Origin of the sequence: Leucobacter komagatae (assembly GCF_006716085.1) — a bacterium.
In the GTDB taxonomy this organism is placed as follows: domain Bacteria; phylum Actinomycetota; class Actinomycetes; order Actinomycetales; family Microbacteriaceae; genus Leucobacter; species Leucobacter komagatae.
Window position 1 is genome coordinate 250,938 of sequence record NZ_VFON01000002.1, and the last position, 18,844, is coordinate 269,781.

Genomic DNA, 18,844 nt, shown 5'->3' on the forward strand with positions numbered 1-18,844 from the left:
TGGCCCGGCGCCTCCGCTCAGCGGGGCGTCGGGCTACAGCAGCAGAAAGCTCAGGCCGCCCATGACGAGTGAGATGACACCGAGTTGCAGCAACAGCAGCCGCTGCACCGACCCGCGCTCGTCGGGCACCCGTGCGAGGCTCGTCGCGAGTTCGACGCGGGCAGGCGATGCCATCATCGCCGTCGCGGCCGCGGCGTTGTGCGCGCCGATCGCGAGCGGCACGTCGAGGCCCAGCGCACGCGCAACGTCGGTCTGTGCCCCCGCTCCGAGCGCGTTCGCTCCCGAGTTCGAACCGGTGATGAACCCGATGAGCGAGGCGAACAGCGGCAGGAAGAACGGGTAGCCCGCGCCGAGCCGCGCGAGCATCCCCGCGAGCGCCTCAGTCATGCCGCTCACCCCCATGAGCGCCCCGAGCGCGACGAACAGCACGGTCGCCGGAGCGACCCTGAGCCACGTGCCCGCCGCCGACCGCACCGCGCCCCGAAGCGCGTCACGGTGCAGTGCGAGCAGCACGCCCGTCGCGACGAACAGCCACAGCGCCGGTGAGGTCAGGATCGCCTGGGCTACGCCTTCCCCCGCTGAGCGAGCACCTGCTGGTTCGGCACCCGCCGAGCCCGCGGGACCCGATCCTGACCCTGCGAGCGCGAACGCAGCGGTGGCGGCGAGCATCCCGCACAGCACAATCGCGTAGGGAATGAAAGCCCGCGCGACGCTCGCCGCCATGCGCACCCGCCCGCCGCGAACTGCGCGCAGGCCGATGTGCAGCGCGAGCACCGTGAGGCCGCCGATCGCCCCGGCGGGGGCGGTTCCGATGAGCACGTTGGCGCCGAACACCGCGAGGGAGAGTGCGAGCGCGGATCCGATGGCCGCGAGCACGCTCCCCGCCCTGTGGCCCGGTGCCGCCACGAGCAGCGCGGCTGTCACGCCGACGGCGACGAACACGACAACGTTGAAGATCGCCGTCGTCACGCCGAGCGCGTCGAAGTCGACCCCCGAGAGGTGTGAGGCGATCAGGGTGCCCGGCCCCATCGAGCCCCACGGCACCGCGCACAGACCGAGCAGCCCGACAATCGCGGCCTGCTTCCCGGGCAGCCCCAGCCCGAGCAAGAGCGGCACGGCGAGGGCGGCGCCCACTCCGTAGCCGGTGAGCGACTCGGTGAGGGGCGTGAACCCGTGCACGATCGCGAGCACCGGGACGACGCCGGTGCCGAGCGAGTTCGTCACCCAGTCCGTGATGCGCTGCTGGTTCCCGGTGAACCGCCCGGCTTCGGCGAACAGGATGCCGCCCGCCAGCACCAGGATCACCTCGGTCACGACGGGCGCCCACTCGACGGCTGCCCGCCCGATCACCGGCCAGGGCGTCGGGAAGACGAACACGATGAGCGGCACCAGCACCGCGATACCGGCGATCGCGGCCGTGCGCGACGAGCGACCGAGCACGAGGGTCAGGATCACCGCTGCGAGCGGTGCGACTGCGGCGAGCGCGTGCATGGCGATCTGGGCTCCTCCCGGATGGTTCGCGGCCGCGAGGTCGCCCGTCAGTGAGACGGAGAGGTGGGGGCAGGAGTCGAACCTGCATACACGGCCTTGCGAGCCGCAACCTAGCCATTCGGTCACCCCACCGGGTAGGCCCGCCTCAGTCGGACGGGCCCCGGGTCGCCCTAGGCGCGCGGGCGCGCGAGGGCCTCCCCGATCACCTCCACAGCATACTCAATCTGCTCGCTCGTCACCGCGAGCGAGGGGAGGAAGCGGATGACGTTGCCGTAGCTGCCTGCCGTGAGCAGCAGCAGCCCCTGGCTCGCGGCGTACGCGGCGATCTCGCCCGCGAGCCCCGCGAGCGGCGTCGTGGTTCCGGGCTCGACGAGCTCGAACGCGATCATCGCGCCGTGCCCGCGAATGTCGCCGATCTCCGGGAACCGTGAGGCGAGGTCGCGGAGGTTCTCCACGAGCGCGCGCTCAATCCGAGCGGCCTCGGCGAACGGCTCACCGGTCTCAAGGAGGTCGAGGACCGCGTGGGCAGAAGCGATCGAGACGGGGTTGCCGCCGAACGTGCCGCCGAGGCCGCCGACGTGTGCGGCGTCCATGATCTCTGCGCGGCCAGTGATGCCCGCGAGTGGCAGCCCGTCGGCGATGCCCTTTGCCGTGAGCACGAGGTCGGGCACGAGCCCGAAGAGCTCGCTCGCGAACCAGGTGCCGGTGCGGCCGAGGCCTGCCTGGATCTCGTCGGCGATGAAGACGACGCCGTTCGCGGTCGCCCACTCCTGCAGCGCGGGGAGGTAGCCCTCGGCCGGCACGACGAAACCGCCCTCGCCCTGGATGGGCTCAGCGATCACCGCCGCGAGGTCTTGCACCCCGATGCGCTGCTCGAGGTACTCGATCGTGCGCGCTGCGGCCTCGGCGCCCGAGAGCCCGTCGCGGAACGGGTACGAGTTCGGTACGCGCTGCACGTCGGGTGCGAACGGGCCGAATCCCGTGCCGTAGGGAGCCGCGCGGTGGTTCATCGCCATCGTGAGGTTGGTGCGGCCGTGGAACGCGTGGTCGAGGGCTGCGACGACGCGGCGCCCGGTGTGAGCGCGCGCGATCTTCACCGCGTTCTCGACTGCCTCGGCGCCCGAGTTCACGAAGAAGGTCTTCTTCGCATGGCTGCCGGGAGTGTGCTCGCCGAGCCGCTCAGCGAGGCGCACGTAGTTCTCGTACGGCGTCACAGTGAAGAGCGTGTGGCTTACGCGATCGAGCTGCTCCTTCGCCGCGGCAACGACCGTCGGCTGCGTGTGACCGAGGGTCGTGACACCGATGCCCGAGCCGAGGTCAAGCAGCCGGTTGCCATCGACATCGGTGAGCCATGCCCCGTCGGCGTAGTCAATGTAGACGGGCAGGGCGCACCCGACGCCGCGCGGCACGGCGGCCTCTCGGCGGGCGTGGATCGCGAGGCTGTTCGGGCCCGGAACCTCGGTGACGAGCTCGGGGCGCACGCGCGGCCCGGAAGCGGTCGGCGCGGTGGGAGCGTGGACTGTCTGAGTCATGGCTGGAATTCCCTTCGGTTGTGATGCAGAGCGGTGTCGCTCTTACGCTGTTGCGGGGGCGTGCGGGGCAGCGGGCACTGGCGGCACGGCGGCCACGGCTGCTGCGAGGTCGGCGGCGAGCTTCGTCATCTCGTCGCCGGAAAGGTCGTGCACGGTGAGCCTGAGGAAGTGTTCGTTCTCCCCCTGCAGCCCGAAGCTCGCGCCGTCACGGGCGATCCACCCGCGACGCATGAGCTGCACGAGGACGTCGGCGGAGTCGCCGCGAACGTCGACCCAGGTGTTCAGGCCATCGCGACTCTCAGAAGTGAGCCCCACGCCGCGCAACCGCTCGGCGAACTCGGCGTTCTGCGCGGCGTAGTGGGCGCCCGCCCGCGCGATGAGGTCTCGCGTCTGTGTATCCGTGAGCATCGCGATGGTGAGCCGCTGGATGAGGTGGCTCACCCAGGTGATGCCCCCGCTGATCCGTGAGGCGAGGCGTTCGGCCGTCTCGGAGTCGCTCGCGACGAGCGCGATCCGCATATCTGGGCCGAGCGCCTTCGACATCGAACGCACGAGCGCCCACCGCAGCTGCCCCTCGCCGATGATCGTCGCGTATGGTGCGCGGGCGAGCAGCGAGAAGTGATCGTCCTCAATCACGAGCACCTGCGGGTAGTCGGCGAGCACGTCGCGGAGCGCCGCGGCGCGAGCTGCGGTGAGGCTCGCGCCGGTCGGGTTGTGCGCGCGCGGCGTGCAGATCACGGCGCGCACGCCCGCTTCGAGCGCCGCGCGCAGACTCTCGGGCCGCATCCCCTCCGCGTCCATCGCAACGGGCACCGGGCGGTAGCCGTTCTGCCTGATCGTGCTGATGCTCGTGAGGAAGCACGGGTCCTCGACCGCGAGCGAGTCGCCCGGGGTCAGTGTTTGGGCGAGCAGCCGCTCGATCGCGTCGACAGCACCGGCGGCGACGGTGAGGCGGAACGGGCGCGGCTGATCCTCCGCGATCCACGACGTCGCCCACTCAGCGAGAGCAGGATCGATGGTCGGCTCGCCGTAGAGCCGCGGCTCCGCGGGAGCGAGCCGCACGAGCTCGGGGCGCGGAAGCAGCGCGGCATCGGGGTTCCCGTCACCAACGTCGCGCAAGACGGTGTCGCGGGCGAAGCCCTCCTCCTCGAGCGCTTCGTACGGGTCGACGATGAACGTGCCGGCGCGCCCGCGCGTCTCGGCGAGACCGGCCTGCACCAGCGCCTTGTACGCGGCGGAGGCCGTGTTGCGGTTCACCCCGAGTCGGTCTGCGAGGCCCCGCATTGGCGGGAGCGAGTCGCCCGGCTGCAGCGCCCCGGCGTCGATGAGGGAGCGGATGCTCGCGACGATGTCTTCCACCGTGCTCCCAAAGATTTCTGGGATAGCGGGGTGCTCTGCGGTGCGATCAGTCATGCTCGCTTCTCTCTCGTGGGTGCGCCGGGCACGTCTGCCCGGCTTCAACACAGCCCATGTTACGCTTTGTCCTATGACAAATCAACCCGGCGCAGACGACCTCCCCATTCACGACTTCCCGACGGCGACTTCCGTCGCCGAATTCACGCAGAACATCGCCGATGTGCGCGCGAACATCTCGCGGGCCGCTGAGCGGGTTGGCCGCTCCCCCGACGATGTCCAGCTCCTCCCCGTCAGCAAGACCGTGCCCGAGGAGCGGGTGCGGCTCGCGATCGCGGCAGGCTGCACGCAGCTCGGCGAGAACAAGGTGCAGGAGGCGAAGCGCAAGGCCACGAACCTCGCCGACCTCGGCGTCGAGTGGTCGGTCATCGGGCACCTGCAAACCAACAAGGCTCGCGATGTCGCCGAGTTCGCGAGCGAGTTTCAGGCCCTCGATACGCTGCGGGCGGCAGCCGCGCTCGACCGCAGGCTGCAGGCGGCTGGCCGCAGTCTCGACGTCTACGTGCAGGTGAACACCTCGGCAGAGCCACAGAAGTACGGCCTGCCGCCCGAGGAACTCGAGGCGTTCCTGCGCGAGCTGCCGCAGTACGGTTCGCTCCGCGTGCGCGGGCTCATGACGCTCGCGGTCTTTACGAGCGATATTCCGCGCGTACGCACCTGCTTCACGCTGCTTCGGACGCTGCGAGACCGCATGCGCGACATCGACCCGGCCCTCGTCGGCGACGGTGGGCTCTCGATGGGCATGAGCGGCGACTACGAGGTCGCGATCGAAGAGGGCGCTACCTGCGTGCGGGTCGGCCAGGCGATCTTTGGCGCAAGACAGGTACCCGATAGCCACTACTGGCCCGACGCTTTCCCCGCCGACGGCGACGCCGTAGCCGCGGAAGCGTAGCCCGTGAGGTTCGCCGAGATCTCCGTATCGGCGATCCGCCACAACATTGAGACCCTGCGTCGACGCACGGGCGCAGACGTGATTGTCGTCGTCAAGGCCGACGCGTACGGCCACGGCGCCCAGATCGTCGCGCGCGCCGTGATCGCCGCGGGTGCCAGCATGGTCGCGGTCGCGAGCCTCGATGAGGCGGCCGCGCTCAGGGAGGGCGGATTCACCGCGCCGATCCTCTGCTGGCTCCACCCGGAGGGTCTCGACGCACGCGCCGCCATCAGCCTCGGCGTGACCCTTGGTGTGAGCCGGACAGACCAGCTCCTTCGGCTGGCAGACGCAGCCTCCGCACTCGGCCTCACCGCCGGCGTCCACCTGAAACTCGACACCGGCCTGAGCCGAAACGGGGCCGCTCCCGACACGTGGCCGGCACTGTTTCAGGCCGCTGCCGCGGCGGAGCGTCGCGGGGCGATTCGCGTGTCGGGCCTGTTCAGCCACCTCGCCAACGCCGGCGACGCGGCCGACCGGGCGCAGGCGGCGCGGTTCGACGCTGGCGTGCGCATGCTTCGCACGAGCGGGATCAGAGCCCCGATCAGGCACCTCGCCGCCTCGGCGGCCGCGCTCACTTCGCCGCACCTCGCGTACGACGCCGTTCGTGTTGGCATTGCCGCTCTCGGGCTGGACCCCGAACAGGGCAGCGCCGCGAGCCGCTTCGGCCTCCGCCCCGCCATGTCGCTGAGCGCCGAGATCGTCGCGCTGCACCGCTCAGACAGGCTGCGCGCCGTCGTTCCCATCGGCTTCGCCGACGGCATGCCCCGTGCGCTGAGCGGCTCGGGACTCACGGTGAGCGTTGCGGGCGAGCGCGCCCCACTCGTCGGCGCCATCGACATGGACGAGTGCGTGCTCGACGTCACCCACCTTGCTGGGCGGGTTCACGTCGGCGACCGCGCCGTGCTCTTCGGCGACCCGGCCCGCGGCGAACCCGCCGTCGAGGAGTGGTCGGGGCGCCTCGGCACGATTAACTACGAGATCGTGGCCCGTTTAGGAGCGCGCGTGCGGCGCAGGGCGGTGGATTGGGGCTACCCCCCACGAGAAACCCCAACCCACCTCTCCCCCTCGGGCCGCGAGGGGGAGTTCTAGGAGCCCGCGGCGGTGACCGCCACTAGGCCAGCAACGATGCGCTGCAGGTCACCTTCGCTGAGCGACGGGTGAACCGGCAGCGACAGCACCTCGGCTGCGGCCCGGTCGGACTCGGGCAGCTCACCGGCCGGCGCGTAGCCCGTGAGTGACGGCAACCGGTGGTTCGGGATCGGGTAGTACACGCCCGTCGCGACGCCGTGCTCCTCGCGAAGCGCGAGGCGAATGCGGTCGCGCTCGCTTGCGGCGACCCGGATCGTGTACTGATGGTAGACGTGAGTGGCCTCCGGGGCGACGCGCGGCGGCGTTACGCCCGGCACGAGCGCAAGCTCGCGGTCAAGGAAGGCGGCGTTCCGCTGCCGGATCTTTGTCCACCCATCGACCTTCCGCAGCTGCGCGCGGCCGACCGCGGCGTGCACATCGCTCATTCGCGCGTTGAAGCCCACGACCTCGTTTGCGTACTGGGTTTCCATGCCCTGGTTGCGCAGCAACCTGATGCGCCTCGCCGTGTCGTCGGCGCGGCACACGACCATGCCGCCCTCGATCGCGGTCATGTTCTTCGTCGGGTAGAGGCTAAACATCGCAAACTCACCGATCGTGCCGACTGGCCTATCGAGCCAGCTCGCGCCGTGCGCCTGCGCGGCATCCTCGTAGATCGCGAGCCCGTGCTCGCGGGTGATCTGCTCGATCGCGTCGACCTGAAACGGGTGGCCGTAGAGGTGCACGGGCATGATGCCCTTCGTGCGCTCGGTGATCGCCTCGCGAACTCGCACAGGGTCGAGCGTGAAGTGGTCGGGCTCGATGTCGGCGAAGACGGGCGTCGCGCCGGTGAGCGCGACCGAGTTTGCGACCGCGGCGAACGTGAACGAGGGCACAATGACCTCATCGCCGGGCCCCACCCCGCTCGCGAGCAGCCCGAGGTGCTGACCACTCGTGCCCGAGTTCACCGCGACGGTCGGCCGGCCAAGCACGAAGTGGGTGGAGAACTCCGCTTCGAAGGCCGCGACCTCCGGCCCCTGGGCCAGGTTGCCTGAGCGCAGCACGGCATCGACCGCGAGCCGCTCCTCGCTCCCTATCAGCGGGCGGGCGGCCGGAATGAGTGTGGGGGCCTGTGTCATGGGGTCTACCTCCGCGCCGATGGCGCCGATCGAATCATTGTCACCACCATGATAGCGTTTGTCCTATGACAAATGTTGCGGGTGGGGAAAATCACCGATCATCGCGGGTGTTCGAGCACATCGGCGAGGCCCGCAGAGCCGTGCAGGTCACCGACGCACGCGAGCTTGAACTCGAACGCAGGCCGGCGCAGCTCCTCGCGCTCGGCTCCCAACTCGCGCACGGTTCGGTTGGCCTCAATGCCGCCGAGCGAGTCTTCGCCGCCCGCGGGGTGCGCGCGATCCGGATCCCGACGATCCTGCTCAGCGTCATGCCCCACTACGCGTCGGCGCACGACGTGCGGGTGCCCCCGGCCTGGCTTTCCAGCGCGCTCGGCGATCTCGAGGCGGCCGACGCGCTCGGCGACCTCACCTGGGTCATGACGGGCTACTTCGCGACGCCCGGGCAGCCTGCCGCCGTCGCCTCCTGGCTCGCCGCGCCCCCTCTGACCTCGCGCCCAGCGCTGCTCGTCGACCCGACGCTCGGGGACACCGAGCTCGGGTTCTACACCGACCCCGGGCTCGTCGAAGAGCTCCGCGCAGAGCTACTGCCGCTCGCCACCGGCATCGCCCCCAACACATTCGAGCTCGCCCACTTGAGCGGCCGCCCGCTCTCCGGCCTCACCTCTCGTGCCGCCATCGAAGAGGCCGCCCGATCAATCATGGGTCCCCGAACCGAATGGGTGGTCGTCACTGGAGTCAGGCTGGATCGCCGCAAGGTCGCGCCCGGCCAGCCCGCCGACATCTGCGAAATCGTCGTGACCCCCACGTGGAGCAGCGTGCACCGTCAGCCCGACCGCAACATCGCCGCGAAGGGGCTCGGCGACACCTTCGCCGCGGCCCTCGCGACGGCCCTCCTTGACCGCTACGGCATTGGCGAGGCCGTCGAGTTCGCAGCGGCAGAGGTGCGGGCGCTCCACACCTGACTCGGCGCCGCGCCCCGAGCGCCGCCAGAACAGCACCGCATTATCAGCACCGCACAGTTTCGATTCGAAAGGAGCACTCCTACTATGTCAACCCGCAGCACGATCGTCTCCTGGGTGACGTCAACCGATCACAAGGTGATCGGTTACATGTACCTTGTCAGCTCAGTCGCCTGGTTTCTGATCGGCGGCGTCCTCGCACTCATCATTCGCGCGCAACTGTTCGCCCCGGGCCTCGAGGTCGTTGCCACGAAAGAGCAGTACAACCAGCTCTTCACCATGCACGGCACGATCATGCTGCTCATGTTCGCGACGCCGCTCTTCACGGGGTTCGCGAACGTCATGATGCCGCTGCAGATCGGCGCACCCGATGTCGCGTTCCCCCGCCTCAACGCGTTCTCGTTCTGGCTGTACACGTTCGGGTCGCTCATCGCTGTCGGCGGCTTCCTCACCCCGCAGGGCGCCGCGTCGTTTGGTTGGTTCGCGTACGCTCCGCTCTCGTCAGAAACCTTCTCGCCGGGCGTCGGCGGCAACCTGTGGGTGCTCGGGCTCGGCATCTCGGGCTTCGGCACGATTCTCGGCTCGGTGAACTTCATCACGACGATCATCACCATGCGCGCACCGGGCATGACGATGTGGCGCATGTCGGTATTCTCCTGGAACATCCTCGTCACGTCGCTGCTCGTGCTCGTCGCCTTCCCCGTCCTCGCGGCAGCACTCTTCGCGCTCGCGATGGACAGGGTGTTCGGCGGCCAAATCTTCTCCGGCGAGGGCGGCGCGATTCTCTGGCAGCACCTCTTCTGGTTCTTCGGCCACCCCGAGGTCTACATCATCGCGCTGCCGTTCTTCGGCATCATCTCCGAGATTCTTCCCGTTTTCAGCCGCAAGCCGATCTTCGGCTACAAAACGCTCGTGTACGCGACCATCGCGATCGCGGCGCTGTCGCTCACTGTGTGGGCGCACCACATGTACGTGAGCGGGTCAGTGCTGCTGCCGTTCTTCGCGCTCATGAGCATGCTCATCGCGGTGCCAACCGGGGTGAAGATCTTCAACTGGATCGGCACGATGTGGCGCGGCTCGATCACATTCGAGACCCCAATGCTCTGGTCACTCGGGTTCCTCGTGACCTTCGTGTTCGGCGGGCTCACCGGCGTCATCCTCGCCTCGCCCGCGCTCGACTTCCATCTCTCCGACACGTACTTCGTTGTCGCGCACTTCCACTACGTCGTGTTCGGCACGGTCGTATTCGCAATGTTCGCGGGTTTCTACTTCTGGTGGCCGAAGTGGACCGGCAAGATGCTTGACGAGCGCCTCGGCAAGGTCCATTTCTGGGTGCTGTTCATCGGCTTCCACACGACGTTCCTCGTGCAGCACTGGCTCGGCGTCATGGCGATGCCCCGCCGATACTACAGCTACCTCCCGGAAGACGGGGTGCTCTGGGGCAACCAGCTTTCGACTATCGGAGCGATGATCCTTGGGGTCTCGATGATCCCGTTCTTCCTGAACGTGTACCTCACCGCGCGGCGGGGCGAGCGCGTGACGCAAGACGACCCGTGGGGGTTTGGCCGGTCACTCGAGTGGGCCACATCGTGCCCGCCGCCGCGGCACAACTTCGTCTCGATCCCACGCATCCGTTCGGAGTCCCCCGCCTTCGACGTGAACCACCCCGAGGCGGCCCCGTCGTGGGCCAGGCGTGATCGAGATTCCGGGGAGCGTGCGCTCGGCGAGCCGGTGCCCGACGAGCGCGACGGCTAGTCGAAGCGCACTGCTCCCCCGATGGTGTTGTTCGCACGGATCCTCCTACCGCCCCGCGCGTACCTTGTCAGCGCTTTGCCCAGAGCAGCACGGGAACAAGGAGAAGCGAGAGGAGGCCTCCAATAATCGACAGGGTAACGAAGCTCGTCGCCGCCATGAGCACGCCTGAGAGCGCACCGCCAACCGCACCGCCGAGCGCGATGAACACATCGATCGCCCCCTGCGTTCGCGGGCGGTTCGCCGGTACCGTGGCGTCGACGACAAGTGCGGTGCCAGAGATGAGCCCGAAGTTCCACCCGAACCCAAGCAGCACGAGCGCCACGATCAGCAGCCCAACCGAATCGCCCGGCGCGAGCGCAGCGATCACGCCCGCCGCGAGCAGCGTGATGCCAGACAACACGGCCATCTGCGTGCGACCCCACCGATCGACAAGCCTGCCGGTGACCAGCGAGGGGAGATACATGGCTCCGACGTGCAGTCCGATGACCAGACCGACCGCGCCAAGGCCGTGGTGGTGCGCCCGCATGTGCACGGGGGTCATGGTCATGATCGCGACCATCGAGATCTGTGTGACAACCATCACGACCGCCCCAACGTAAGCCCCCATTCCCACTCGCGGCGTCGCGGCGGGTGCTTCCCCACCGGCTCCTTGCTCGCGCTGCCGCACAGCCTCGATCCCCCTGGCGAGCAGGTAAGGGTCCGGCCTCAGCAGCGCAAGCAGGGCTGCTGAGGCCGCGAGATAGGCCACCGCGGCGAGTAAGAACGGGCCAGACAGCGACGGGAGGCCAAGACCCTCAGCGAGGCCACCCAGGGGCTCAACCAGGTTAGGCCCGGCAACTGCGCCGAGCGTCGTCGAGACCATCGCAATACTCACCGCCGTCGCCCGACGGTTCGAGGGCGCAAGGTCGGTTCCCGCATACCTTGCCTGCAGGTTGGTCGCGGTGCCCGAGCCGTACACAAACAGCGCCGCGAACAATAGCGGCGCATTTCCTAGGGCCGCCGCGGCGACAACCCCGATCGCGCCGAGACCGCCGGCGGCGAAGCCGAACCCCAGCCCGAGCCGGCGGCCCCAGCGCTGCGTGATGCGCCCCACGAGCATCGCCGCGAGGGCCGAGCCCAGGGTAAAGAGCGCCGCAGGCAGCCCCGCGAGGCCCTCGCTCCCAAGCATGTCCTGCGCTAGGAGCGCCCCGACGGTGATGCCCGCGGCCAGACCAGCGCCGCCGAGCACCTGGCTCATGACGACGACGGCAAGAGTACGCCGTTGAATTCCGGCGATGTCGGCTTCGGTGAGTGAACCTGGGTCAGTGGTGGTGCGTGCCATGCTCAGAACACCAGCGTCTTATCTGCTTCGAGGGTTCGGTCGGTGAGCTCGTCCATCGTTGATCGCTGTGCCCCGTCGAGCAGCATCCCATCCGTGATTCCGCGAGCATCCATGCACGTGCCACAGCACAGGATCTCACTCCCGCTGCGCCTGGCTCCCGCGAGCATTCGGTCGAGCTTGTAATAGCCGTCGGGCGTCTTTTGCCCGCGCACTGCCGCCGTAACCCCGTCGCCCATCAGGAAGATCGTCATCTCGACACCATCCCGCTTCGACATGGAGGCGGCAAGGCGAATCGCGTTGTACGTCGAGTCCAACCCGTAGGCCGAACCGTTCACTATCATCAGGGCTTTCATTGGGGACCTCCTCCGCCGGAGGTCACACACCCCAGCTATTCAACAAATTAATTGAATAGTATAATTAAGACCGCGGTTGGCACAAGCGCATGACGATTGGAGCACCAGTGGAACCACGCGATTTCAAGGACGGCATCTTCGCGCAGTTCGCGCGGATCGGCGCCGCGCTCGGGCACGCCAAGCGCGTCGAGATGATCGACGTACTCATGCAGGGAGAACGCTCCGTCGAGTCGCTCGCCCGCGAGGTTTCCTCTTCCGTGGCGAACACCTCCCGCCACCTGCAGATCCTCTCCTCCGCCAACCTTGTCTCCAAGCGAGCCGACGGAAACTCGCGGGTCTACCGACTCGCCGACGAGTCAATCGCTTCGGCCTACCTGGCGCTCGTGGGCGTCGCGGAGGAGCACCTCACAGAGATCACGGCGCTCGCCGAGGACTTCTTCTCGGGCGTTGACGGCGCGAAGGCGGTCTCGTTCGACGAACTCGATCGACTACGCAACTCCGACGAGGCCGTACTCATCGACGTGCGCCCGGCGTCAGAGTTCGAGGCCGGGCACGTCGCAGGCGCCATCAACATCCCACTCCCCGAACTCGAGGCCCGGATCGCAGAGCTCCCAGCCGACCTCAGCATCGTCGCCTACTGCCGCGGGCCGTACTGCGTCATGGCAGCGCAGGCCGTAGCCAGGCTGCGCGATAGTGGAATGACAGCCGCAAGACTTTCCGGCGGCTTCCCCGATTGGCGCAGCGAGGGGCGGGCCGTTCGGGCCGCGGCCCACTAGGACCCCAACCCGTCAAGCGCGGTCCCGCCCCGGGCCGAGAATGTCGGCGCCCCGACCTACACTCATCGAACACACTTTCGAATGGGGGTAGAGACGTGTATCGGAACGAGCGCGAGAAAGAGACCGAGCGCGAGCGCATGCCATACGTGCAGGTCGACACGAACCTGTGGGCCGTCATGCGCTACCCGAAGGATAGGCCGGTCGCGATGATCCAGGGGCTCGCGAACCGCGAGAACGTGCCGCTCTTCTTCGTCATGACCTGGCACCCGGAGCCCTCACAGCGGCGGGTGGTGTCGCAGCACGACACCCTTGAAGAGGCAAACGGCTCGGTGCTCTGGGACACGGCGCAGGTCGCGAGGACAGCGCGGGCGTCGGCCGGGCCCGCAAACGGCCAGAGATAGCGAAACCCCGCCCTGGCGCCGAACATCGGCGGGGCGGGGTACAGCGTCAGGCGAGGGCGCTACTGGCGCTTGCCGATACCAAGATCGCGGGGACTCGAAAGCGATTCCCCTGTGAACGAGTTGCGCAGCGCAAGCGACAGCACGATACCGTCAGCGAGCTGACGCGCGCCCTCCGGCGTGGTCTTCTCGTTGGCCGCAGCGTCTTCGCTCTTTTGGAACCCGACACGGATCTCCTCGTCAAGGTATTCGAGAACGCCTTGCTGGACCTGCGCGGGGAGCCGACGGAAACTGTCACTAAGCATGTCGTCAATATTAAGCCAGCATGGCGACATCCGGGAACCTGCACGCCGATTCTCGGTGACATTCCAATTGATATTTAACCGACAGCGTCTGCCTTCGTCGGGTGAACCGTGCCGTGCGGGTGCTCGGCTGGCGAGTAAATCGAGTACAGCTTGAGGGGCTCATCGCCCGTATTCACGACGTTGTGTCACTGCCCGGCAGGGACGAACACCGCGAAGCCGTGCGACACGTCCCAGGTCTGCAGCGGGTCTGCGGCGGGGCCCATCTCGGCTCGACCCACCCCGGCTTCGATGCGCAGAAACTGGTCGTGGTCGTTATGAATCTCCAGGCCAATGTCATCGCCCGGCTGGACCACCATGAGCGTGGTCTGCGAGTGGGCTCCCGTCCACACCGTGGTGCGGAAGTTCTCGTTGCGAACGGTTTCAGACTCGATGTCGATCACTGCCGGGGCTGGACCCGCGTCGTTGAGGTGGCTTAGGCTCGCCACAGTACGCCCAAATCTCAGATTTGAACAAACTTTGGATTAACTTTTACTCAAGCTTGCGTGGGCACTCGGCAAGCGAAGCAACAGATTTGCTACTTCTCGCCCCTCACGAGACGCATGATGCTCTGCACCGCCATTGCCACCCCGGCGAGGCCAATGAGCCCAGCGAGGGCGCTCGTGACGACGTGCGGATCCATCAGGAGGAACGCAAACACGGCCCCCACGATAAACATGATCCCAACGGGAAGCAGGATCTTCGGGGAGGGCAGTTGCGGGTTCTGCTGTGGCTCGGTCATGGCTTGAGACTACCGAAGTCACCTTCGGTAGTCGGTGCTCAGTACTCCGCGTTTCACGGTCTCGGTGCGCCGCATCCCCGACGCCCGAAGCCACCCGTCAACCTCGTCGGGCGCCTCGCTCACAAAGCGCTCGACGGTATTGTGCCGGTGCAGGTGACCAATCGACCAATTGAAGCGATCTTCCCCCGCCCGAACGGCGACCCTCGCGGGCGCGCCATCGTGCACGATTTGGATCCGGGAGACGCCAGTGAGCGGCACCGTACGCTGCCGATTCCCGTCGCGCACGCTGAGGACTTCCGGGGTGACCGCGATCTTGACCTCTCGCGCCTGGGCGGAAAGCCGGAGGTAGCCGACAAACACGAGACACAGGCCCCCGAGCAGCACGCCAATGAGCACCGCGCCGGTCAGCGCGAGGCCGCCCAAGAGAGCGATCACGGCGCTTCCGGCGGCGAGCGCTGTCGAGGCGAGCAGCAGGCCGGGAGACAGCGCCTCTCGGGTGCTCGCAGCGGTAAACCGGAGTTCCATCCCCTCGCCGTTCGATGCCCAGTGAGCTCGCACTCGTACCCCTGTCCCGGTGTCGTGTTTGGTGTCTCGTCCGTTCCGTTCAACTGTAGCGACGCATCGCTGGGCTACTTCGCGCACGGGCATAGGTATTCATTGTGCGCCGCCAATGAGTCAACTAGCCTGGCGACATGATGAGCGACACCATGATCTTCACTGCGTTACTGTACTGGGCCGTGATTGCGGCGGTCATCTCGGCCATCGCGTTCTTCGTGGTTCGAGGGGCCGTGCTCTCGGCGCTTCGCAAGCACGCCGCAGAGCAACGCGCACAGGGGCAGCAACCGCCCGTTTGACGGGGCGTGGCCCGGGCAGTGGTACTCGCTTCGGGCCGCCGGGTTTTAGGCCGGCGGCCCGACTCGGACCTCGCCGACCGCGAGCGAAGGCTCGTACCCCGCCGCCGCACACTGCTTTCCCAGGATGTCGAACCCGTTCTGCAAGCTTGTCACGTGGTCGCGCCTGACATGCTCGTTCTCAGCGATCCAGGCGGCGAGGAAGCTCCGCGAGATGTTCCGAAGGATGTCCACTTTCGGGCCCCCGGGCCGATCCAGCCCTGAGAGCTCGTTCCACTCCGCGATGAAGGCGTCCCTGATGACGCCCGCTTCCTCGCGAGTCAGCCCGGATGACTCCATCTCGGCGGCGTATGTTTGCCAGGCCTGATCAGCGCTCGCGCACAGCTGCTCCTCCACGCCCTGAGCCGTACAGCCGGTGAGCAGCAGGGTCGCGGCCAGGCATGCCCCTGCGATGTACCGTCCCCGCACGTACTTCCTCCTGAGCTAACACTGTGGCGGCCAGTCTAGGTGAGCGCAGCACGACAGATCTAGGTCGCGGTCAGGGTTGGACCTGTTAGCGCCCGCTATCCGGCATGTTTCGCCGGCGGCAGGACGATGTCGAACAGCCAGGCGAAAGCAAACGTGTAGACGAGGAAGAACACGAGGATGCCGAGTTCGAGGATGAACGCGTCGAGCAGACTGACGTTTAAGATCCAGGCGAGCAGCGGGATTAGGAAGACGACCAGCCCTCCCTCGAAGCCGATGGCGTGTGCGATCCGCCGTCGAACCGTTCTGGTCTGCGACGCCTGACGACGCTCCCAGGCTTCAAAGAGTGACGTCCACACGAAGTTCCAGAGCAGCGCGACCGTTGATGAAGCGATCGCTACAAGACCGGAGCCTGCGCCGCTGTGGCCAAGCGCCATGAGGGCGAGCGACACGAACAAGATTGCGGTCACTTCGTAAGTAACGACGTAGATAATGCGGCGCAAAACGGCAGACATGAGGTCCTCCTGCAAGTGAGTCCATGGGAAGTCCTTGCAGGGTTCACGTCCATGAAGTGAATGATTCGGTAAGCCGGGTGACCGACTCACTGCTGTCCAAGGTATCGGGGCTGGCTGATCAAGCGCTGTGCAGGTTCGCGCCCTCGCAAGCAAACGTTGCGTATATGGGCTGGAATCTCCTGAAGCTTCCCACGGCGCACTGCCACGGGATAGCAGCAGAGGCGATCCGCCACGCGCTGCGCAACGCCATTCGTCACACCGAGCAGCACGGTCGAATGACCATGTACACCGGCCCCGGCTAGGATGGCACCCCGATCAAAGTCGGCGTCGTCAAATGGCACGAGCCCCTCGCTGTCGCACATGCGATGAAACCCGCCAGGCCGAAGTACCTGTAGCGCCCGAGAGGAGACGACCATGCCCCGCAGCAGCCTCGAGGACCTTCTCGCACACGCCGAAGAGCTTGCCGACCAGTTCGAGAGCTACGAGCCTCGACCTGAGGATCGCGACGCACCAGTCAGCCCGTCTCACGAGGTGAAGATGGCAGCCTGACGCCGCGCTGAAGCAGAGCGAGAACTCGCCGCCGCGGTCGTACGGGCGCGGGCCGAGCATGTTTCTTGGAGGGTACTCGGTGAAATGGTCGGCACCAGCGGAGAGGCCGCGCGCCAGCGATACGCAAGCCGAGGCATCTAGCGGCTTCGCCCATGTTCCCGTTGCCGGCGCGCATCGGCGTTCGACGCCTCGACTCACTCACAGAGAAGGCACATGCCTGGGGCTTCCCCCGAAGCCTCATCGGCAATCGCCGCAATGAGAAGTTGAGCCGGCGGCTCAGGCCCCTCTCGCGTGCCCTATGTGCCTTTGCGTGGGCTACTGAGTGGGCCTCTTTGCCAACAGGTTTGGCACATTCGAGTTGTTGCGGAGCCAGTCCGCGAGATTGAAATCGATCATGTTTGCCAGCCTGACACACGCAAGATACCCGTCCTCGACCGTGAGCCGTGCAGCACCTTGCCCAGGTAAGGGAAATCCTCGCAGAAGCGGTTCGTGGTGCGCGACACGATTGCGAGCTGCATGCACAATGTCAATCTGTCGGAGTACCCAGTCCCTGGAATAAGCCTCCCCCGCGCTCTGAGCGGTGCGACGCCCGCCAGGGAATGCACGATGCAGCACCGCGCGCCAGTTCTGCTCATAGTCGACTTTTACTCGCCTGGGTTCCTTACCCACGTATCCACCGGAGTCGAATAAATCACGCCAGAACCCAAACATGAGGCGCGCAACCAGCTTTCCCGGTACGTGTGGCAGGTCGGGGTTCGCCCTGTCTTGAGCCGGTAGTCGTTCCCAAGCTTTCTGCAAGTTCGTAGTGGCACGCCAATCGAGCGGTATGCCGCCGAGCTCATACCACCGCTCACCCAGGTGTGCGGTGAGCACACCATGGATCGCGTTACGAAGCGCGACTTCAATAATCGCGATGTCCGCAAACATTGCAGACGCGACGTCCCGATCCCACACATAAAATTCTCGGGCAAGAGACCGATCGCCATCGGCTTCGCTGAGATAGGTGCCTAGGCGGTCTGGGGAGATGGCAGCCTCGAGTGCTTCAAGCTGAAGATCACCACCTGCCGTCATAGCACTTATACTAGACACGTAGTCCCCGGATATGGCCTCTCCCGACGTGAGCGGTGAAGCCTCCGGGGTTCTTTTCTTTTAGCCCACTGGCGGAAGCCTCTGCTTGGCCCCCAGGGACGTTCGGCCAGTAATGCGCCTGCGTCATCAACGGTCGGCATTCCTTTTGAACGGCTCCTCTTTCAGCCGGCGATCATCCGGTCACGAGCTTTGCAGAAAACGACTAAGGCCCGGAACTTCGTTGATATTTCAACGATGTTCCGGGCCCTTTCGTCGGGATGACAGGATTTGAACCTGCGACCCCGTCGTCCCGAACGACGTGCGCTACCAAACTGCGCCACATCCCGATTTACGCTTTCGCGCAATGAATACTCTATCGGGTCGCCACCAAAAAACGAAAACGAGCGCGACAGTCAGCATGTCGCGGGCGCGTCACGGTCCCGAGCCCAGCGACCCCCGCAAGCCCAGCGAACCCCGCGAGCCCAGCAAGTCCCACGAGCCCAGCGAACCCCGCAAGAGCTCCTAGTCCAGCGTCGCGATCACGACCGGGGCCTCCTGGCCCGGCCAGGTCGCCGTAAGCGTGCCCGCGGCGCCACGAGCGGCCGGCGCATCTGCCTGCGGCACGTGGATGACCCTGAGCGTCGCAAAGCCCGTCGAGGCGACGCTCACGCCGTCGGCGAGCGAGACCTCCGCGGCCCACAGCTCGGGTACCTGCGCGCCGGGCTCCCCCGACCCGTGAATCGGCATCTCGATCTTCCGCGGCACCGTCGAGCCGTCTGGCTGGTGCACGAGCTCTTCGCTCCCCGAGCCGCCCTGCGCGATCACCTGGGCGAGCACGGCACGGTAGACGGGGTCGCCGGCCGCGGCGGTCACCCAGCGCGTGCCGAGGATGCCATGCTCGGTCGTGCCGACGAGGTGCGCCTCGCCACCGTCAAGCGGCGCGCTGCGGTACGTGAGCGGCACATGGTACACCTTCTTCTCCCCCGCAGACACGAGGATCCCGTCGATACCGACCTCACCCTCCGGGTCGTCGAGCCGGTAGCCCGAGACACGGGTGAGCTGGGCGATGTCGCCGGTGAACCAGGGCTGCTTCGGCAGCCACTCTGCGATGAGTTCGAGCTTTGACGGAACGAGCGTGGTGTCAGTGTAAAGGAGTGCCATGCCCCGATCATACGCGGCT

At 66.9% G+C, this 18,844-nt stretch carries 23 protein-coding genes and 2 tRNA genes; 9 read left to right on the forward strand and 16 right to left on the reverse strand.

Annotated elements, in window-relative coordinates; all coding sequences use genetic code 11:
* Positions 1-33: 33 nt before the first annotated feature.
* The 4 genes from FB468_RS16035 to FB468_RS16050 form a co-directional block, all read right to left on the reverse strand.
* The gene (locus tag FB468_RS16035) at positions 34-1,491 is read right to left on the reverse strand and encodes an L-lactate permease (RefSeq protein WP_141888754.1); all 1,458 of its coding nucleotides are present in this window, start codon (positions 1,489-1,491) and stop codon (positions 34-36) included.
* A 61-nt stretch (positions 1,492-1,552) separates the two neighbouring features.
* Positions 1,553-1,623 (reverse strand) — tRNA-Cys (locus tag FB468_RS16040).
* 38 nt (positions 1,624-1,661) lie between these two features.
* On the reverse strand, positions 1,662-3,023 hold the full coding sequence (gabT, locus tag FB468_RS16045; RefSeq protein WP_141888757.1) for a 4-aminobutyrate--2-oxoglutarate transaminase: 1,362 nt from the start codon (positions 3,021-3,023) through the stop codon (positions 1,662-1,664).
* A 42-nt stretch (positions 3,024-3,065) separates the two neighbouring features.
* Positions 3,066-4,436: an aminotransferase class I/II-fold pyridoxal phosphate-dependent enzyme gene (locus FB468_RS16050; protein ID WP_141888759.1), complete on the reverse strand. Its 1,371-nt coding sequence runs from the start codon at positions 4,434-4,436 to the stop codon at positions 3,066-3,068.
* Between the two features lie 73 nt (positions 4,437-4,509).
* On the opposite strand from FB468_RS16050, the gene FB468_RS16055 reads away from it, so the two are divergent.
* A complete protein-coding gene (locus FB468_RS16055) occupies positions 4,510-5,328 on the forward strand; it encodes a YggS family pyridoxal phosphate-dependent enzyme (RefSeq protein ID WP_141888761.1) in 819 nt (272 codons plus the stop codon).
* A 3-nt stretch (positions 5,329-5,331) separates the two neighbouring features.
* Positions 5,332-6,456 carry an alanine racemase gene (locus FB468_RS16060; RefSeq protein WP_141888763.1) on the forward strand — a complete coding sequence of 375 codons (1,125 nt, stop codon included), beginning with the start codon at positions 5,332-5,334 and terminating at the stop codon, positions 6,454-6,456.
* Here FB468_RS16060 and FB468_RS16065 read toward each other — a convergent pair.
* Positions 6,453-7,571, reverse strand: a complete 1,119-nt coding sequence (locus FB468_RS16065) for a DegT/DnrJ/EryC1/StrS family aminotransferase (protein ID WP_141888765.1) — start codon at positions 7,569-7,571, stop codon at positions 6,453-6,455. The two genes, FB468_RS16060 and FB468_RS16065, sit on opposite strands and share 4 nt — an antisense overlap.
* A 65-nt stretch (positions 7,572-7,636) precedes the next feature.
* Here FB468_RS16065 and FB468_RS16070 point away from each other — a divergent pair, with 65 nt between their 5' ends.
* Both FB468_RS16070 and ctaD read left to right on the forward strand, forming a co-directional pair.
* Complete coding sequence (locus tag FB468_RS16070; protein WP_141888766.1) at positions 7,637-8,533, forward strand: bifunctional hydroxymethylpyrimidine kinase/phosphomethylpyrimidine kinase; 897 nt, start codon at positions 7,637-7,639, stop codon at positions 8,531-8,533.
* Between the two features lie 84 nt (positions 8,534-8,617).
* Positions 8,618-10,285: an aa3-type cytochrome oxidase subunit I gene (gene ctaD, locus FB468_RS16075; protein WP_141888768.1), complete on the forward strand. Its 1,668-nt coding sequence runs from the start codon at positions 8,618-8,620 to the stop codon at positions 10,283-10,285.
* A gap of 67 nt (positions 10,286-10,352) precedes the next feature.
* Here ctaD and FB468_RS16080 read toward each other — a convergent pair whose 3' ends face one another.
* Both FB468_RS16080 and FB468_RS16085 read right to left on the reverse strand, forming a co-directional pair.
* On the reverse strand, positions 10,353-11,606 hold the full coding sequence (locus tag FB468_RS16080; RefSeq protein WP_141888770.1) for an MFS transporter: 1,254 nt from the start codon (positions 11,604-11,606) through the stop codon (positions 10,353-10,355).
* A gap of 2 nt (positions 11,607-11,608) precedes the next feature.
* Entirely contained in the window at positions 11,609-11,959 is a 351-nt protein-coding gene (locus FB468_RS16085; RefSeq protein ID WP_141888773.1) for a DsrE/DsrF/TusD sulfur relay family protein, read from the reverse strand.
* 107 nt (positions 11,960-12,066) lie between these two features.
* Here FB468_RS16085 and FB468_RS16090 point away from each other — a divergent pair, with 107 nt between their 5' ends.
* Positions 12,067-12,735 carry an ArsR/SmtB family transcription factor gene (locus FB468_RS16090; RefSeq protein WP_211359201.1) on the forward strand — a complete coding sequence of 223 codons (669 nt, stop codon included), beginning with the start codon at positions 12,067-12,069 and terminating at the stop codon, positions 12,733-12,735.
* Positions 12,736-12,830: 95 nt separating this feature from the next.
* Positions 12,831-13,136, forward strand: coding sequence for a hypothetical protein (locus FB468_RS16095; RefSeq protein WP_141888777.1), 306 nt, complete (start codon positions 12,831-12,833; stop codon positions 13,134-13,136).
* Between the two features lie 59 nt (positions 13,137-13,195).
* Here the strand turns inward: FB468_RS16095 and FB468_RS16100 are convergent, their stop codons facing one another.
* The 4 genes from FB468_RS16100 to FB468_RS16115 all read right to left on the reverse strand — a co-directional run bounded on the left by FB468_RS16100 (position 13,196) and on the right by FB468_RS16115 (position 14,741).
* Positions 13,196-13,438, reverse strand: a complete 243-nt coding sequence (locus FB468_RS16100) for a hypothetical protein (protein WP_141888779.1) — start codon at positions 13,436-13,438, stop codon at positions 13,196-13,198.
* A gap of 185 nt (positions 13,439-13,623) precedes the next feature.
* Complete coding sequence (locus FB468_RS16105) at positions 13,624-13,923, reverse strand: cupin domain-containing protein (protein WP_246056012.1); 300 nt, start codon at positions 13,921-13,923, stop codon at positions 13,624-13,626.
* A gap of 89 nt (positions 13,924-14,012) precedes the next feature.
* Positions 14,013-14,216 carry a hypothetical protein gene (locus FB468_RS16110; protein ID WP_141888781.1) on the reverse strand — a complete coding sequence of 68 codons (204 nt, stop codon included), beginning with the start codon at positions 14,214-14,216 and terminating at the stop codon, positions 14,013-14,015.
* A gap of 18 nt (positions 14,217-14,234) precedes the next feature.
* Positions 14,235-14,741 (reverse strand): hypothetical protein, encoded by a 507-nt coding sequence (locus tag FB468_RS16115; RefSeq protein ID WP_141888783.1) that lies wholly within the window; start codon positions 14,739-14,741, stop codon positions 14,235-14,237.
* A gap of 167 nt (positions 14,742-14,908) precedes the next feature.
* Between FB468_RS16115 and FB468_RS17190 the strand changes: the two genes are divergently transcribed.
* A complete protein-coding gene (locus FB468_RS17190) occupies positions 14,909-15,070 on the forward strand; it encodes a hypothetical protein (RefSeq protein ID WP_170219797.1) in 162 nt (53 codons plus the stop codon).
* A 45-nt stretch (positions 15,071-15,115) separates the two neighbouring features.
* On the opposite strand, the gene FB468_RS16120 is transcribed toward FB468_RS17190, so the two are convergent.
* Both FB468_RS16120 and FB468_RS16125 read right to left on the reverse strand, forming a co-directional pair.
* A complete protein-coding gene (locus FB468_RS16120; protein WP_141888785.1) occupies positions 15,116-15,535 on the reverse strand; it encodes a hypothetical protein in 420 nt (139 codons plus the stop codon).
* Between the two features lie 95 nt (positions 15,536-15,630).
* The gene (locus FB468_RS16125) at positions 15,631-16,047 is read right to left on the reverse strand and encodes a PACE efflux transporter (RefSeq protein WP_141888787.1); all 417 of its coding nucleotides are present in this window, start codon (positions 16,045-16,047) and stop codon (positions 15,631-15,633) included.
* Positions 16,048-16,211: 164 nt separating this feature from the next.
* Here FB468_RS16125 and FB468_RS17310 point away from each other — a divergent pair, with 164 nt between their 5' ends.
* Both FB468_RS17310 and FB468_RS17605 read left to right on the forward strand, forming a co-directional pair.
* Positions 16,212-16,349, forward strand: coding sequence for a hypothetical protein (locus FB468_RS17310; RefSeq protein ID WP_211359202.1), 138 nt, complete (start codon positions 16,212-16,214; stop codon positions 16,347-16,349).
* Between the two features lie 112 nt (positions 16,350-16,461).
* Entirely contained in the window at positions 16,462-16,596 is a 135-nt protein-coding gene (locus FB468_RS17605; RefSeq protein ID WP_281290294.1) for a hypothetical protein, read from the forward strand.
* Between the two features lie 315 nt (positions 16,597-16,911).
* On the opposite strand, the gene FB468_RS16140 is transcribed toward FB468_RS17605, so the two are convergent.
* The 3 genes from FB468_RS16140 to FB468_RS16150 form a co-directional block, all read right to left on the reverse strand.
* Complete coding sequence (locus FB468_RS16140) at positions 16,912-17,667, reverse strand: Abi family protein (RefSeq protein ID WP_141888788.1); 756 nt, start codon at positions 17,665-17,667, stop codon at positions 16,912-16,914.
* 270 nt (positions 17,668-17,937) lie between these two features.
* A tRNA-Pro gene (locus tag FB468_RS16145) sits at positions 17,938-18,011 on the reverse strand.
* Between the two features lie 175 nt (positions 18,012-18,186).
* Complete coding sequence (locus FB468_RS16150; protein ID WP_141888790.1) at positions 18,187-18,825, reverse strand: maltokinase N-terminal cap-like domain-containing protein; 639 nt, start codon at positions 18,823-18,825, stop codon at positions 18,187-18,189.
* Positions 18,826-18,844: the final 19 nt, after the last annotated feature.